The sequence below is a fragment of the Solimonas sp. SE-A11 genome, assembly GCF_030345715.1.
Classification (GTDB): Bacteria; Pseudomonadota; Gammaproteobacteria; order Nevskiales; family Nevskiaceae; genus Solimonas_A.
The window spans coordinates 510,820-527,947 of the sequence record NZ_JAUASX010000001.1; the positions used below are offsets into that span (position 1 = coordinate 510,820).

9 protein-coding genes are annotated in these 17,128 nt (G+C 62.4%); 5 read left to right on the forward strand and 4 right to left on the reverse strand.

Annotated elements, in window-relative coordinates:
* The first annotated feature begins 4 nt into the window (after nt 1-4).
* Genes QT386_RS02610 through dpdD form a run of 3 tightly spaced genes read left to right on the forward strand, consistent with a single transcriptional unit; the run spans nt 5 to nt 7,399 of the window.
* Nucleotides 5-4,660, forward strand: a complete 4,656-nt coding sequence (locus QT386_RS02610; protein ID WP_289272174.1) for a DEAD/DEAH box helicase — start codon at nt 5-7, stop codon at nt 4,658-4,660.
* Nucleotides 4,657-5,190, forward strand: coding sequence for a phospholipase D-like domain-containing protein DpdK (gene dpdK / locus QT386_RS02615; protein ID WP_289272175.1), 534 nt, complete (start codon nt 4,657-4,659; stop codon nt 5,188-5,190). The genes QT386_RS02610 and dpdK overlap by 4 nt, the downstream gene beginning before the upstream one ends.
* Entirely contained in the window at nt 5,183-7,399 is a 2,217-nt protein-coding gene (gene dpdD / locus QT386_RS02620) for a protein DpdD (RefSeq protein WP_289272176.1), read from the forward strand. The genes dpdK and dpdD overlap by 8 nt, the downstream gene beginning before the upstream one ends.
* A 41-nt stretch (nt 7,400-7,440) precedes the next feature.
* Here dpdD and QT386_RS02625 read toward each other — a convergent pair whose 3' ends face one another.
* The 4 genes from QT386_RS02625 to QT386_RS02640 form a co-directional block, all read right to left on the reverse strand.
* The gene (locus QT386_RS02625; RefSeq protein ID WP_289272177.1) at nt 7,441-8,700 is read right to left on the reverse strand and encodes a DGQHR domain-containing protein; all 1,260 of its coding nucleotides are present in this window, start codon (nt 8,698-8,700) and stop codon (nt 7,441-7,443) included.
* The gene (locus QT386_RS02630; protein WP_289272178.1) at nt 8,697-9,455 is read right to left on the reverse strand and encodes an HNH endonuclease; all 759 of its coding nucleotides are present in this window, start codon (nt 9,453-9,455) and stop codon (nt 8,697-8,699) included. The genes QT386_RS02625 and QT386_RS02630 overlap by 4 nt, the downstream gene beginning before the upstream one ends.
* Before the next feature lie 458 nt (nt 9,456-9,913).
* Complete coding sequence (locus QT386_RS02635; RefSeq protein ID WP_289272179.1) at nt 9,914-11,155, reverse strand: ribonucleotide-diphosphate reductase subunit beta; 1,242 nt, start codon at nt 11,153-11,155, stop codon at nt 9,914-9,916.
* Nucleotides 11,156-11,697: 542 nt separating this feature from the next.
* A complete protein-coding gene (locus tag QT386_RS02640; RefSeq protein ID WP_289272180.1) occupies nt 11,698-14,169 on the reverse strand; it encodes a hypothetical protein in 2,472 nt (823 codons plus the stop codon).
* 311 nt (nt 14,170-14,480) lie between these two features.
* Here QT386_RS02640 and QT386_RS02645 point away from each other — a divergent pair, with 311 nt between their 5' ends.
* Both QT386_RS02645 and QT386_RS02650 read left to right on the forward strand, forming a co-directional pair.
* Complete coding sequence (locus QT386_RS02645) at nt 14,481-15,959, forward strand: NAD(P)/FAD-dependent oxidoreductase (RefSeq protein WP_289272181.1); 1,479 nt, start codon at nt 14,481-14,483, stop codon at nt 15,957-15,959.
* 35 nt (nt 15,960-15,994) lie between these two features.
* Nucleotides 15,995-16,900, forward strand: coding sequence for an alpha/beta hydrolase (locus tag QT386_RS02650; RefSeq protein WP_289272182.1), 906 nt, complete (start codon nt 15,995-15,997; stop codon nt 16,898-16,900).
* Nucleotides 16,901-17,128 lie beyond the last annotated feature (228 nt).

A 17,128-nucleotide genomic window follows, 5' to 3' on the forward strand; every position in this document is an offset into this window, starting at 1 on the left:
CTTGATGTTTGTCGAGAAGGGTCTCGACGCGCTGGAGCGAAAGGAAGTTCGAGTGCTCGTGTGGGGGCTGGTCGACTGTGCTCTTAGCGAGTCCGAGGTTGATGAGGCTCTCAATGCGGTTCTAAGCGATCCTGTGAACCAGCCTCTGCTTATGGCGGCGGACTGTAGCATTTCCACCGCCGGCGATCTGCGCGCGCGTCTGTTATCGCTCGCGCTGCTCATGGAAGTGCCCAGCAATGTTTTGCCGCGCCGGTTCCGCACGCGCATGGCCGAGGGCGTTCGGCTCTTTGCGAGGCTGCGGCAACTGTTTCCTGGCCGACACCAAGGCCGGGATGGCTGGATTGGCGCGCCTACGCTGGTGGCGGACTACCGACTGCTCTGGAGACCCAGGCGCTATCCCAAGCGGAACCTCTCGGTTTCAGCGGCTATGGAGAAGATCGGGCGCGTCGTACAGACTCCCGAACAGATGGCGGCCATCGAGCACTGGTTCGGTAAGGCTAAATCGAATTGGCAGCCGGCGAGGTTTCAGATCGATGCCACGGCACGGATACTGTCCGGCCTAGAGCAGCAGAGCCCACGCGGCACCCTGGTTTCGGCAGGTACCGGCAGTGGTAAGACACTGTCGTTCTACCTCCCAGCGCTGTCCTGGTTGGCGGTACAGAAGAAGACCCATCCCAGATCCAGGGGGGTGCGGATCCTGGCGCTCTATCCCCGGAACGAACTCCTGAAGGACCAACTCGGCGAGGTCTTCGACCAAGCGCGAAAGTTTGATGACTACCTGGGCCGCTCCGGGGTAGAGGCCATCAGTGTCGGCGTCTTCTTCGGTGGTACGCCGAGAACCCTGCGAAGCGCAGTTAGGGACTGGAAGTCGCCGAGGGGTGTCTGTCCTTTCTTTCGTTGCCCGCAATGCGATCGGGAGATGCGTCTACTGGGAGAGGATCGTGAAGCCCTCGCCTGTGTGGGTTGCAATGAGATCGTTGAAAGTAGCCAGTTGCGCTTCACCCGTGATTCCATGCAATCGGAGCCGCCGGACGTTCTGTTCACGACGGTCGAGATGCTCAATCAGCACCTGTCGAACTCCGAGGCGCGTCATCTGTTCGGTGTCGGCCCACGCGCGGCTTTTGTGCCACCGTTGATGTTACTGGACGAGGTCCACGTGTACTCCGGCACCTACGGCGCGCAGGTGGCGCACTTGCTAAGGCGCTGGTCCCATCTTACCCGGCGCCGCACCAGTTTCGTTGGACTTTCCGCAACCATAGCCGAAGGCGCGGAGTACATGTTGGCGCTGCGCGGCGATCCGGTCTCTCAAGCCTCGCTGCTGTCTACTTCGATCCAGGCGTTGATGCTGTCCTCCAGGCTCGCCGATCGGCGTCAGGACTTCCACAGGGATGAGAGACCGTTCGCGGGTTGGCGCGTCTTTGCCTTCACGGATCAATTGGACGCGACCAATCGGCTCTTCTACGACTTACGGGACGCGGAGGGCTTTACCCAGGGCGGATTCCCGGCCACCAACAAGCATCCCAACGGGGGACTGGCGCACATGCGTGCCCCGCTCGGCAGTCGGCGGCGATACGAGGGTGGGCAGGACTGGCGTATCGTAAGTGCCGTTGGCCATGATTTCTCGGCGAGACACTCGGTAAACCGCACCACGGCCTACGATGCGGGAGTGGACCATAACGCGCAGATCATTATTGCGACCGCCGCGTTAGAGGTGGGGTACGACGATCCGGCCGTCGGCGTTGTGCTGCAGCACAAGGCGCCGCGCGACATGGCGCAGTTCCTCCAGAGAAAGGGACGTGCAGGCCGCACCCGCCACATGCGGCCGTGGACGGTGATGGTTTTGTCCGACTACGGCCGCGACCGATTGGCCTACCAGGCCTATGAGCAGTTCTTCGATCCTGAGTTGCCCTCCCGCGAACTGCCTTTGGCAAATCGATACATCCGACGCATGCAGGCGGTCTATGCGCTGATCGACTACCTAGGCGTCAAGACCCAGATTGGGGAGCCACGCGGGTCGGTCTGGCGCGATCTCACCGGGAAGGGCTCTCCGGTCTTTGACGGTTGGGATAAGAACGTCAGGGGGAGCATTGAGAGACTGGCAAGGGAAGCGCAGTTTCCACTGCGGCCAGAAGAATGGAAAAGTCTTTCTAAGCGGGCCCGGGCGCTTGCGCCGGCGCAGTTAGCGCCCAGTCATAAAGACAGATGGGAGGCCTCATCCAGGGTCTCCACCTACCTGCGGCGGATCTACCTCCTAAAGTTGCTGGACAGCATGCTGAGCGGCGCTGAGGAGACCGAGGCCTTCATCGATTTCGTCGCAGCGTCCCTCTGCCTGTCACGGGAGGAGATGTTGCCGCTGCTTTGGGACCATCCCCGTCCCCTGTTGTTAGGGGTGGTCCCGACAGCATCGCGAAGGCTGAGGACGAATTGGAAGTCCCATGGCCAGGTGGGAGCGGACCAACTCGCCAAGCATCCGCTGCCGGAATTTGCGCCGGCGACGCTTTTCAGTGATCTGAGCTTGCCTGAAGTCGGACTGCTTGAGCCCGGTAAGTCCGAAACGTTCAGATACCTACCGGTGCTTCAAGCGCTGTCGGAGTTTGCTCCCGGTAAAGTTTCGCGGCGGCTGGACATCCCGTACTGGCTAGGGCCTTCGCAGGAGCGGCTGGCATCGATGCTCGACAATCCACAAGTGGAAGAGGTCGTGGATATCGATGACTGGTTTATGTTGGAGCCGCAGTTGCCGTTCCACTTCCTCGAAAACGGCAGCGTGCAGTCCTGCAGGACCTACCGTCCCATCCATATGAAGCTGTCGGCGACGCCGCAGCGGGCAGCAGGAAACCGGCCCGGGGTTTTGGACAAATCGAATGCGAGGCTCTGCTGGCATTCGCAGATATTCGGAGAGCAACCCGGCGCCGTGTTCCGTGCGCCGGGGGAGAAGGTGGGCATTGCCCAACTTGTGGACTCCGTTGCGGTCCACACCCACGCGAGCCAGTCCCCCGCCACCGTGCGGCGCTACGCCATCGGCTCCAGCGCCGAACTCAAGATTCACCGCGGCCAAATCCGGAGTGAGCATAGCGCGGCGTGGAGATTCCAGCACCAGGGCTCTCCTTGCGGCATCGGCTTTGAGATTGAGGTGGATGCTCTGTGCTTCCGCCTTCGACTGCCGACCTCACCGGGAGGTGATCTCCGAGATGCCGATCCCGTAGTCCAGCGCGCTGCGCGAACAGCGCGTTTCGCCTGGGAGGCGCAGCACGGCAAGGCCCTGCGTCCAGTGGAAGAGAACGCCTTCCTACGGGCCTGGATGGCACAGATCATCCAGGTCGCGGCTGTGAAGATTGCCGAGGAACGCCAGTGCCGGCTGGACGAAGCCTTCGATGCCATCCAAAAAGGGGGCGAGGCCGAATGTCTGTCCGACGTCCTCACCACCATCTTCCAGTCGCCGGAAACGGCGGAAAGCTGGGACGGCGACGACGACGCGCCGGCGGACGAGGAAACAGAGCCGCGACTGCGCAAGCACCTCACGGAGCGACTCGGGCGGGCGGAGATACTGACGGCGCTGCGCGACTTGGCGGCGAAGACGTTGATCGGCCCTTTCGACGCAGACTGGGATGAATGGGCCAGCCGCGCGACTGTCCACACATTGGGGGCGGCGTTACTTGAGGCGATACAGCAGGCTTGTCCCCAAATCAATTCAGAAGACCTGATCGTCGATGTCGATCCCGGCCCGCTGGATGGGGGCGCGCGCCGAGACGGGTTGGAACTTTGGATCTCTGAAGTGAACCCCGGAGGTAATGGGCTAATCGAGCAAATCGTGGCCGCTTTGGCCACCGATGTCGCCCAGTTCTACAGGCGCATTGAGGCAGCGTTGGGACCATCGGAGTTCGAGGTCATCGATGCCCAATTGACGGCTTTCCAGCGATGGATCGGAGGACAGTCGAGGGACGGGGAAGTGGAAGCCGTGGTCCAGTCCGTCCGTACTGCACAGTCCTCGCAAGAGGCCAAGGAGGCTCTTTCGACCCTGAGAAAGCGGCTCATTGAGCGTGGCCAGGCCGTCTTTCATGGCTACGTGGCGGCACTGAGCAGTCGCATGCTGAGGAACGGCACGCCATTCGCTCTCGATGAGTTGATGGCTGAACTGCTGCAGCGCTGGGATGCGATCGAGGAACGTCTCGGGGTGGAAGTCGATGCGCGGCTGATCTGCGCGCTCTTCAGCACCGACCCGCGGATCGATCAGGCATTCCAGGCGGCAGGATTCGAGTTACCCGAGGTGAACCGGGAGCCGTGGCGTTTCAGCGTACTGGGTAGCGTTGTCTGGGCCCGGGGACATGCACTGCGCGCTCACGCACTCCCGTTGGCGACCCGCTTCAGCGATACGCCCGCGGTCACCGAAAGGCTGTTGTTGCAGGGCGTTTTGACCCCCGCCGAGCCTGCCATTCTCGGCAGCGACGCTGATTGGCTTACACAACTTCACACCCGACTCATCGAGCGTGGACGCGCCACGCTATCGGTTGATCCCGGTTCCGACGCATTAAATGCCGCCATGGCAGCCATCGTCACGGTGCCAGTGCAACTCGAGTATCTCAACGTCTACTCCAAGCTTGTATCAACTATCCGCAGCGAGGGGAGAATCCACCTGCTTCTCGAACTGGAGGCAGCAATATGACGAGCTACAAGCGTGAGGTTTTCAAGAACGCCAGCGTCTCGCAATCAGCAGTCCGGGAGGTCCTAACCTTCCTCTTTGCGCAGGAACTGCTGGCGCCGAGCCGACATGTTTATTTTGTTGCCCCGTGGATCAGCAACATTGTGATCTTCGACAACCGGTTGGGACAATTCGATAGCATCAACCCAGAGTGGGGTAAGCGAGAGGTGAGGCTGGCCGAGGTAATGGTCGCGATGGCTGCGGCTGGAGCACAACTCCATGTCCATACCCGACCCGACAACCACAACAGGGTTTTCTGCTGGAAGTTGAAAGAAGCCATGAGCGATGCTGGTCTCGGTGATCGTCTGGCCTGGAAGGACGACGACCCCCACCTGCACACGAAGGGTCTGTTGACTGACCGGGTCGTGATCTTAGGCTCGATGAACTTGACCGAGAAGGGCGTTGGGATCAACGACGAGGCGATCACCGTGTCTTACGATCCTGAAGACGTGGCGAAATCACGGGTCCACTTCGATACCTACGAACATGGCTGAAAACACCGATCGCGAGGTCCGCAGCGCCCGAGCGGTAGCCTTCCAAGCGGACTTCTTCTCGTCACCGAACCTGATTCGACCAGAAGCCTACGGTGGCGCCCTGAACGACGCCCTGCGTTGGCAATTGAAGGGAAATGTGGACAGGCCGATGCTACTTCCGCTGCAGTTGGCCGCGGGAGAACCCGTCATATGGTACGCATGTGCGCACGGTCCCGTGATGTTGCGGGCTCTGCAGCACGAGGTCACAGCTTTCCTGGGCCCAAGCTTCGTCAAAATGGCTCCGTCTGACCGGGCCCCGGACGCGGCGGACGTCCACATGATTCCACTGGCCGAGAAAGCCGAGTTGCAGACCATCCGCTTTGTCTCGACGGGCTCCGACGACAAGCCCGTGCTCGCACGGTGGCACACCTATTGGCAGCTCATCGGCCGCCGGCCAGCGACTGCCATTCATCTTCCGCAAACCCTGGGCCAGGCGCGTGCGGCATTTGACCGAGCGCTGGCGGCGCGCAGCCAATCCGCCTCCGTCGCAGCCCTTGCTGCTCTCCGGGAGCGATTTGGCCTTTCCGCCGAGAATCGCCTGTACCTGGAGATTCGCCATGCCGCCGCGTTCGGGCGTTGGGAGGAGATTGCACGACACAGGCTGCTGCACTCGATTACGAATCTGCCATTACCAACGGAGACGTATGGCGACGTGATGGAGGCGGTCTATGAATCTGAAGTCCGATCTTACGAGCAAGCGCCGCAGGTTGACGACCTTCTAATTCGCTTCCGCGAAAGGATGCTGGATGTCTTAAAGCCGTTGTTCCGTACACGCCGGACATCGACACGCGGTTCGGTACTTAAAGCGTTCGTATTGCACGAATTAGCTCAGGATAGACCCCAAGCGAAGGTGTGCAAGCGGTTGTTGAAAGACCTGCCCAATGGTGCATTTGGCGGCTTGGATGCAGTTGTACGAGATCGCATCTCCAGCTTGGACGTTGCGGATGCGGCTTGGTTGGCGCAACAGGCTCTGGAGCTTGAGCAGTTCGACCGTGCCTATGAATTGCTTTGGTCCCAGCCGGACGATGCCTCAGTGCTGCAGGGATTGATTATCTGCGCTCGTGAGGCCGAAAACTCCGACAAGGCCTGCGCCGTCCTCGAACGCCTTGACGGCGCGCCGTCCGAAATCCGCACGGTTGTGGAGAGGGCGGCGCCCACTCGCCTCCAGCGCTTAAGGCTATTGGCTGCAAAACATGTGAGAGCGACGGCTTCGCTGGCCGACCGAATCCGCCGAGGCCAGGATGAGTCGGCCGAGGACTATATCGAGCGCTGGCGCGAATGGTCCCGTAGCAGCCTGGAAGAGGCGGACCTGTCCAATTCTGCCGACATGATTACTGTTGCCGGCTATCTTACGCACTTGGTGGTGGAGGAGCCCGACCTTTTCGAGAGCGTATGTCCGCTTTGGCACGAACTGTTCGTTGATCGCTTTGATCCTGACAGACGTTTGATTCCAGTCTACGTCGCCCTGCTGGAGGGGTTACGCGTTCGTGGAAGCTTCGCGGAGGCTGATCTCGAGTTGGTCAAGCAAACGCTGACAGCATTAATTTTGGCAGGTCCCGACGCCAAAACGTATGCGCGGGCAGTGGATGAGGTGCACGAAATATTTAAGGAGGAACGTTCGCCCTACGTAATGGGATGGATACTAGACGTTTGTGATGGTCTGGCGATTGCGCCAGCGCGCGATCCGGACTCGCGCTTGCGATTGCTTACCTCAGTTGTCCAGGCGGGGATCGAATACCGGAAACGAATGACGTCGATTCAGCACGGTCTCCTGAAGTTATTAGCCGGAGAGGCAAACTTATCGCTGCCGGAGGCTCCGAAAGAAGGATTGTCCACTGAGACTAGTTTGAGTGCAGATCCCCTCTCGGGCGGCATTTTGGCACTCTACAGCCTCGACGAGATGGCCACGCAACGTGCGGCCCTGTTGCTTCGCGAGCAACATCCGGAGCTTAGGATCGAAGTAAACGCTGACCATGTCTGTACTCCGCGTTTAAGGTCGTTGGCCCAGCGAGCGAGCGTGTTCGTTTTTGCTTGGAAGAGCAGCAAGCACGCTGCTTACGATTGCGTGAAGGCCTCAATTAAGTGCAAGGAAGCTTTAGTAATGGTTCCCGGTGCAGGGACGACAAGTCTCATCGTCGCTGCAACTCAACGAATGCAACAAGTCGACTAAATAGTAACTGGCGAGAACCCTGCTATTTCGGTCGCGCTATCTCAGTGTTTCTTGGCCGCCGCCTTAACCGCCTTAGCCTTTTTTACCTTCTTGGCTGCTTTAGGCTTCGGGGCGGCCGCCTCGTACTTCTGTCCCTTAAGTAAGGTAGGGTCGATAAGCGGGACATTGTCGTACCACGACTTTCCGTTTCTACTGTTCGAGACAATTACCTTTAATGCGTCGACCAGTTGCTGACGCCCGACCGCAGTGTCAAGTTCCTTTAATTTCCAGTCTGCAGTCCAAAATGCCTCCGGAATTCGATCTGTTGTGCGCTTAACTACGGCCTCAATTTCACCCTGATCGGTAAAGTCGGTTGGCGCACTGTCCTCAGATAGAAGCTTTGCATGCATGGTCTCGAGCACAAAAATAGTCAAAGCGAAGATGGAGACCTTTATAAGCAACCTGCTGTCGCCGGGATTCTTGAATTCACTCCAAAGAGAGCTGTACTCGTTACGAATCTTGGCCCAAATTGCCAGGAAAACTTCCAGTTCCAAGTCTTCAATTGCAAGAAGACTGGAGCGATCTCGCGTCTCCGCCATCGCGCCTTCGATTGCATTGGGAGCTATGAATCCGTTGGCGTTCGTAGGAATCTTTAGGAGTCCCTTGAAGGGCTCTACGCCATTTATAGCTTGAAGATCGTCATATTTCTGATCATTCATCGCAAGGGCGAGGCCTGCGCTTTCGATGAGTCGCTTGTTAAGTTTTTGCTTGTCGTAGCTAAGGTTCAGTGCCTTGATGTGGTCCTTCTTCACGCGTGATGCAGTGTTATTGATGACGACAAACTGAAAAGCACGCTCAGCGTCGGACTTATTTTTTTCTCCAAGGAATGCGACAACATTCAGATGGATGTCGCCAGAGTATTGCGCGGCCCCGAATGCTCGGTGTTGTCCATCAATGATCAGTCCTGGCTTCTCTTGTCCATTCTGCGAGATAGTAAGAGTCCCTTGTTCTCCAACTCCACTGGGGTCTTTTGCCCCGGTGAACTTTACGGCCGCTTCGTCTAGGGCGATCACAATGGACGTTGGGATCGTGTTTTTGGGATCCTTAAAGTATTTTCCGACCTTGCGTACCTTTAGTAGCTGTAACGGACGTTGAGCGCCCGTATGATTGTCGGGGGACAATCTATCGACATCCGCCCAATTGGTGATGTCGTCAGCTGACGCGTGGAATATGAGAAACGCTGGTGCACCTGCATTGTTATCTCGCTGCGAATAGCGAAGTGCGCTGTACTTGTATTGCGCAACGGCAGATTTTTTGCTCACAGTGGCACCTCAGTGTGGCGTAGCAGTTCAAAGTACAGATAGCGATGTTCATCATTGAGCTTCAGCGGCAAGGCGAGCGGGCTCGCCAACTGAGCTGCTTGCTTTAATGTCATTCGGGGGCCTTTTGTGAGCTTCCCGCTGGCTACGAGCATAAGTCGCGACATGGCGAGGGAAACCCGCAGGGTCCATCGAAGTTCTTTGCCAGTCTCTTTCTTGTGAGAAGAATGCGCTGCCTCGAATGTCCAGAGACATATATGTCCGCGCTCATTGTTGCAGTTTGCGCATGCAGACAGGAGATTCTCTTCCATTGTTTCTCCGCCAAGGGAAAGGGGCCAGAGATGGTCGGCTGAGAGCTTCAACGGCGCTCCCGTAGCCGGTGCTTCCCCGCAAAGGTAGCATTGCCTAGGCTCCTTCTGGGTCACGCTCTTCATGAGCCCGGCGGGGCGGCTTTTCTCATAGGCGATTGCCCCTGCGCGCTTTGCAACGGCGCAGAATTGTGCGTCGCCATACAGTTCGGCTGGGAGATCGAGTTCAGATCGAAGGGCCTGTCCCAACGCTTCCGGTTTCCGATGGCCCTCGTTCGCGGCAAACTCTTTGGCGCGACGGATGCATCGTTGAAATACTTCCATGCTCGCCGAGAGCCGAGCGTATTCCTTGAATCTTTCAGGGGAGACTAGGTATTCAAAGGTGCCGTCACCCTTATTTTCGACAATATCAATGTTGTGGCCGACTTGTTCGTGGAGCATCAGGAACATCTGCTCTCCTGGAGTCGTCGGCTTCCAAAGCATTTGGTCTTAAATTCTGTCTGAGTGAGATGGACGGTTTCGTGGCTTCGAATTGCAGCTGACCGAAAGGTTTTCCGGAGCGAGAGAGCGTCGCTTTAGGGTAGGTCTTGCTCACAGCAGTCATCTCGGGCCCGACCGTCCTTGCCGCCTTCCACGTTCTGCATGCTCGGTCGGTTAGACGGCAGTTCAGCCACCACGCTAGGCGTCGTCGATCTAAAAGTGACTCCCCCGCGGTGAAGAGGGCTCGATTGCCGGAGTTTGTGGTCGGGAAATCCCAAGATAGCTTATTGTGGTCCGGCCATTTTGGATGGCAAATCCAACTTTAGCCTGCGTTCCATGGGAAATCTCACTATTCCTGTTTTTCATCTGAAAATGGCCCAGAAAAATCTGGGCCATTTGCTTTCCCTACGTCCGACAGCAGTTGATCCTCAATCCCAGCTCAACGCCCCACCCGTCTGATACTCCGTCACGCGCGTCTCGAAGAAGTTCTTTTCCTTCTTGAGATCCAGCACCTCGCTCATCCACGGGAACGGGTTCTCCGTGGCGGTGGGGTAGAGCGGCTTGAGGCCGATCTGGCTGCAGCGGCGGTTGGCGATGAACTTCATGTACTCGTTGAACATGCTGGCGTTGAGGCCGAGCACGCCGCGGGGCATGGTGTCATGCGCGTAGCGGATTTCCAGCTCGGTCGCTTCGCGGATCATCTCCAGGGCTTCTGCCTGGAACTCGGCGGTCCAAAGGTGCGGGTTCTCGACCTTGATCTGGTTGATCACGTCGATGCCGAAGTTCATGTGCATGGCTTCGTCGCGCATGATGTACTGGATCTGCTCGGAGACGCCCACCATCTTGTTGCGGCGGCCGAAGCTGAGCAGCTGCACGAAGCCCACGTAGAAGAAGATGCCTTCAAACACCACGTAGAAGGCGATCATGTCGCGCAGGAAGCGCTGGTCGGTCTCCGGGGTGCCGGTGTGGAATTCCTGGTCGGCCAGGGACTGGGTGTACGGCAGGGCCCAGGCGGCCTTGTCGTGGATGCTGGGCACCTCACGGTACATGTTGAAGACCTCGGCCTCGTCCAGGCCCAGGCTCTCGATGCAGTACTGGTAGGCGTGGGTGTGGATCGCCTCTTCAAACGCCTGGCGCAGCAGGTACTGGCGGCACTCAGGATTCGTGAGGTGGCGGTACACGGCCAGCACAAGGTTGTTGGCCACCAGGGAGTCGGCGGTGCTGAAGAAGCCGAGCGAGCGCTTGATGATCATGCGCTCGTCTTCCGTCAGGCCGTTGGGATCCTGCCAGAGCGCGATGTCGGCGCTCATGTTGATCTCTTGCGGCATCCAGTGGTTGTTGCAGGCGTCCAGGTACTTCTTCCAGGCCCATTCGTACTTGAAGGGGACGAGCTGGTTGAGGTCGGCGCGGCAGTTGATGATCTTCTTGTCGTCCACCTGGATGCGGCGGGCGCCCATCTGCAGGTCTTCAAGACCGGTGGCGCCGGCTTCGACATGAGCCTGGGTGGTGGTCAGCTTGAAGTCGCCGGCGGCCGGAATCGGCGGCACCGGGCTGGGGTGCGTGTCGGCCACGGTGCCCATGACGATGGCGGCGTGGGCGGCGGAGCGCGGCGCCTGCGGGGCGGCGGGCTTCGGGGTGGGGATGGTCGGTTCGTCGTCCCAGGTCAGCATGATGGATTCGCTCCTTGAGTCTCCGGGTGCCTGGCCCGGGTGCGTGTTTATTCGTCGCGCGTGGCTGCGTTCTTTGGGCCGCTGGTGGCCTCTCCCCCGGGGGCTGCCGACGGCATGGCGGTGGCCACGCGGTTTTGACAGCGCCCGGAGGGGAAGATTGCTCCCGCTGGGGGGCGACGTCAAGTGAAAAATACTACAGCTTGTGGCTGTTTTGTGGGCGCGTGCCCATATCTAGTGGAGCCTGGGACGCTTATGCGCCGGTTATGAGCGGTTTGCTGACGGCTTATGCACAGCTTTTGGGCGGGGTTGTGCAATGTTGAGGCGGATTGGGCGGGTGGGGCGGGCAGGCTGCCCGGATGCGGTGCCGGATGGGGCGGGCGGGCCGTTGGTCGGGCTTTATAATGTTTAAGCTTTTGTCACAGGGCCGGCGGGCCTGGGGCGGAGCCCTTCATGCTTCGGCAGGCTCGGCACGAACGGCTGGCGGGGCGGGGTGGCCTGCCCGGGTTGCCCGGGTGGGGTGGGCGGTTTGTCGGGGCGCGGGGCTAGTCGGCGTCGGTGCTGTTGCCGGCATCCCCCCGGCCGGACTGGAAGAAGGGTCGGTGCGGGATGCTTCGGGCGGGGGCGCCGGGTTGCTGGCGGGGGTCGCGGGCTTCCCTGGCCTGGGCGGCCTGGGCCTGCCGCTGCTGCTGGTGGGGGCAGGGCTCGCGGGCGAGGGGATCGCTGCAGCAGTGGCATTCGCCGCAGATGAGGCGGCCGCAGGCGCAGCTTTCTTCCCGGCCGTAGACCAGGGGCCATTTGCCGCAGTCCACCAGGAGGTCCTGGAGCTTGCCGCCGCAATGGGCGAGCAGGGTGCGCCGCTGCCCGTCGGGGAAGATGCCGCTGAAGATGCCGTTGCCCAGCAGGGTGAACTGGCGGATGCCGACGAATGTCCCGGGTGGCAGGTGCTGGTCGAGGGCGGCGAGGGTCTTGAGCAGCGGGGCGATGACCTGGGCGGGGTCGGCGATGCCGGCGCCGTGGGCGAGGCTGGCCAGGGCTTGATGGCGCTCGGGGCGGGTGCCGACGCGGTCGCTGCGGACCGCTGGCCTGGGCGGGGCGGCGGGGTGGAAGAGGGTTTCCAGGCTTTGCGCGTCGGAGGCCTTGCCGGCGAGGCGGCGGCGCAGCCAGCTGTGCAGGATGAAGAGGTAGAGCCAGGGCAGGCGCGGCACGGGGGCGGGGCTGGTTTCGCTGGCGCGGGTGTGGCGCCACTGCCGGCGCAGCTCCTGCAGGAATTCCTGCTGCTGTTCGTCGAGTGGGCGGGCGCCTTCGGGCGGGGCCTGGTCCAGCAGGCTCCAGAGGACGGGCGGGAGATCGCGGCGCAGGCGCAGCTCAAGCCAGGAGGGATCGGCGGTGGCCAGCGCCTGGCGCAGGGCGTCGAGGGCCTGATTGCGGGGGCGGTAGTGGGCGTCGGGGTAGTCCCAGGCCCAGACGGGCATTTCGGTGAGGGCCTGGGGGGTGTGCAGGCGGATCTCGGAAATCTCGTGGAAGCGTCGGTTGAGGTTGTGCAGCTCCACGGCGCGGACCACGCCGAGCACGAACATGGGGACGGTGTCCGGTGTTTCGGATGCGAGGAAGACGGGACCCTTGCGGCGTGGCTGGGCGGTGAGGATGCCGTCCTCGAACCGGGTGTGGGGGCTGCTGACGCCGCAGAGGGTGACGGCGCGGCCGGCGGCGTCGGCCTTGAAGGCCTTGACCTTCCAGCGGCCGGAGCGCATGCCGCCGTTGACGGTGCGCCGGCAGTTCTTGACGTCCACGCCGTGCGCGCCGTTGATCTGCAGGTCCATCTGCGGCCAGCCGTTGTCTTCGCCGCTGAGCTGGCCGATGGAGATGTCGCGCACGTGGAGCCCGAGCGACCGGAAGTAGCGCAGGGCGCCTTTCTCGGCGGCGCGCGCGGTCTGCATCTGTGCGAGCACGGCACGCTGCGCGTCGGGGTTCTGTGCCGGGGTGCCGATCCACTGGCTGGCGAGGGCCTTGTCCTGTTCGTCCAGGGCGAGGAGGAGCTCGTTGGCGTCGAACTGCGCGTGGCGCGCGGTCCAGTCGGCGAGGGTTTGCAGGGCCTGGGTGGCGGCGGCGAAGACGGGGTGGCGGTGGGGCGCGAGCGCGTGGATCAGCGCGGCGGGGGCGTTGGCGAGGGCGGGCCAGTGGTCCCAGTCCGCCGGCCAGCTGGCGGGATCGCTGGATATGGCCTGTGCCAGCGTGTCCCAGGCGGAGTCGTCCGGATCGCTGTGCTGCTCGATGCGGCGCCGGGCCCAGGTGAGTTTTTCCGTGGCGCTGCCGTAGCGGCGCAGGCGCCGCGCCTGGTCGAGGATCGCGGGGCGTTGTGGTGGGAGCTTGCTCCAGAGTTCTTCGAGCCAGGCGGCTTCCGGCTCGAGAGCGGGCTGGCCGGGTGTGCCGCGCAGCAGGGCGAGCGCTGCCTCCGGGGCCTGCAGCAGTTGCTGCTGCATGATGCCGCGGCGCGCCGCGGCGGGCGCCAGGTGCAGCAGCGGGTGCAAGGCCGGCTCCTGCCACGCGTGGGCGGGCCACTGCGCCGCCAGTGATTGCAGCAGGGCGAGGTTGCCGAGTTGATCGGCGACCAGTACGAGGAGCAGTGGCAGCAGCGCCGGGCGCTCGGGCAGCAGGGCCTGCAGCCTGTGGAGCTCCGGCGATGCACGGTCTTGGCCTGCGCGCTCCCAGAGGCGCTGCGCGGCCAGGCTGTCGTTCAGCTCCAGCAGGCGGACCTCGGTGGCGGCGCGCTTGCCGTCTGCCTTGTCCACGACGCGCATGCGGACCAGCGCGCCTTCGGGTTGCGGCTGCTGAGCGCGGAGCGCGGCGATGCGGCTCTCGTTGAGGAAGACGGTGGTGCGCGGGTCACCGGTGAGCGGCTGCGCAAAGCCGAAGCCCTTGGCGTGCAACTGCTGCAGCAGGCCGATCTCCACGGTGGGAGCGGCGGGCCGGGGTGGACGCGGTGCGCCGTGGGTGTGTGAGGGGACGCTTTTCATGCACGGCGCTGGAGTAGGCTGTGATTGTATGGCAAGCCGGTGCCTGCTCTCAGGGTGGGCCGGTCCCCGTTCGACAGGCTCAGGGCGGACGGGGGCGTGGATGGATGAATTCTCAGCCGACCTTCATCCCGCTGAACGGCCGGCCACGGATGTGCGCCCCGGGGTAGGATCGGGCCGCGGAGTAGACGCCACGGATGGCAGAGGGTCGAGGGGCTGGCATCCTGCGTTGCTACAGGAGGGCTCGCGCCCCTCACCCCGGCCTTTTCCACGCAGGCGGGAGAGGGGGCAGATAGAACCACGAGGAGAATCCGGTGCAGGACAACCATTACGACGTGCTGATCATCGGCGCCGGCCTTTCGGGCATTGGCGCGGCTTGCCACCTGGCGCGGGAGCTGCCGCAGAAGCGGGTGGGCATCCTGGAACGGCGCCAGGCCATCGGCGGCACCTGGGATCTGTTCCGCTATCCGGGCATCCGCTCGGACACGGACATGCTGAGCTTCGGCTATGACTTCCGCCCCCGGAACAAGCTGCAGGTGATGGGCGACGGTCCGGCGATCCGCGGCTACGTCAACGAGACGGCGCGCGAATACGGCGTGGACAGGAAGGTGCGCTTCGGCGTGCAGACCACGCGCGCCGAATGGTCCAGTGCCGACGGCCTGTGGAAGATCACGGGCAGGGAGGAGGGCAGCGGGCGTCCGCTGACCTTCACCACCAAGGTCTTGCTGAGTTGCACCGGTTACTACAACTACGACCAGGGCTACCTGCCGCAGTTTGCCGGCTTGGAGAACTTCCGCGGGCAATGCATCCATCCGCAGCACTGGCCGGAGGGCCTGGACTACCGCGGCAAGCGGGTGGTGGTGATCGGCAGCGGCGCGACGGCGGTGACGCTGGTGCCGGCGATGGCGGCGGAAGCCGGGCACGTGACCATGCTGCAGCGCTCGCCGAGCTATATCTTCTCACTGCCGGCGCATGACACGCTCACCGAGATGCTGGTGAAGCTGCTGCCGGAGCGCTGGGCCTTCGGGATCGCGCGCAGGCGCAACATCTTCCTGCAACGCCTGATCTACAAGGCGGCGAAACGCTGGCCGGACAAGGTGCGCGGCTGGCTGCTGGATGGCGTGCGCAAGAACCTGGGGCCGGATGCGGACATGCGCCACTTCACGCCCAGCTACGAGCCCTGGGACGAGCGTCTCTGCGCGGTGCCGGATGCGGACCTGTTCAAGGCGATCCGCGCGGGCAAGGCGAGCGTGGTGACGGACCATATCGAGACCTTCACGGAGAAGGGCATCCGCCTGAAGTCCGGGCAGGAGCTGGAGGCGGACATCGTCATCACGGCCACGGGCCTGCAGATGCAGGTGGGTGGCGGCATGGAGTTCCTGATGGACGGCAAGCCCCTGCTGATCAACCAGCAGCTCACCTACAAGGGCGTGCTGGTGGAGGGGGTGCCGAACCTGGCCTGGATCTTCGGCTACACCAATGCGCCGTGGACGCTGAAGGCGGACATTGCGGCGGCCTATGTCTGCCGCCTGCTCAAGCACATGGAGGCGCAGGGCGTGGACGTGGTGACGCCGCAGGCGCCGGCCGGGCAGAAGCTGGACGAGTCCATCATGGGCGCGCTGCAGTCCGGCTATGTGCAGCGTGGCAACGGGGTGCTGCCGCGCCAGGGTCGCGATCTGCCCTGGCGCGTGCTGAACCACTATGAGCGTGACCGCGTGATGCTGCTGCAGGACCCGGTGGCGGACACCGCGCTGGCATTCCGCAAGATCGCGCCCGTGGCGCGTGCGGCCTGATACCCTTTTCATCCCCCTTTTCTGGAACTGCGTCCATGCCCTCCGTCGATTCTTCCTTCTACAGCCATGGCCTGCGTTGCGCGGGCACCCTGGAGTTGCCGGCGCGTGCCAAGCGGCCGCCGGTGATCGTGATGGCGCATGGCTTCGGCGCGATCCGCGCGGCGGGGCTCTACGAGTTCGCCAAGCGTTTCGTGAAGGCGGGCTATGCGGTGTTCCTGTTCGATTACCGCAGCTTCGGCGACAGCGAGGGTGAGCCGCGGCACTGGGTGAGCCCGCGCCGCCACCTGCAGGACTGGAGCGCGGCACTGGCGCATGTGCGCAAGCTGCCGCAGGTGGATTCCTCGCGTGTGATCCTGTGGGGCAGTTCGTTCTCGGGCGGGCATGTGCTGCAGACGGCGGCGGAGGACGGCAACGTGGCGGCGGTGATCGCGCAGGTGCCGCATGTGAGCGGGCTGGCGAGCGTGTCGAAGGTGCCGCTGTCGTCGCTGGTGAAGCTGTCGGTGGCGGCGCTGCGCGACGTGGCGGGGAGCCTGGTGGGCAAGCCGTACTACAGCCGGATCGTGGGCCGGCCTGGTGAGCTGGCGGCGATGAGCACGCCGGAGGCCTGGGATGGCTACATGGCGCTGTTCCCGGAGGGCGTGCGCTGGGAGAACAAGGTGCTGTCGCGCATCTTCCTGGAGTTGCCGCTGTACAGCCCGGGCCGCTACGCGAGCCGGGTGAAGGCGCCGACGCTGGTGGTGGCGGGGCGGCAGGATTCGGTGACGCCACCCAAGGCGGCGCAGCGTGCGGCGGCGAAATTGCCGAACGGGGAGTTCGAGCTGCTGGAGAGCAATCACTTCCAGCCGTACGTGGAGGAGATGTTCGAGAAGAACATCGGGCTGCAGTTGGGGTTCCTGAAGCGGAAGGTGCCGGCTGATTCGTCGCGCCTTGGCAATGCCTAAATGGCATTGCCTGCGACGGATCAGGGGCGGCCATGGAAGGCCGCCCGGGGGATCAATCAGGTAGCTGAGGTCTCGCCATGGATGGCGTCACCGTTGGTTGATGCGCTCCGTCTTTAGTAGCCCTTGCATGAGCCCCCTCACCCTCAGTCCCTCTCCCGCAAGGGGAGAGGGAGGAAAAGAAAAAGTTGACGCTTGCTGCATTGCAGTTGCGACTTGAACAGCAGGCAT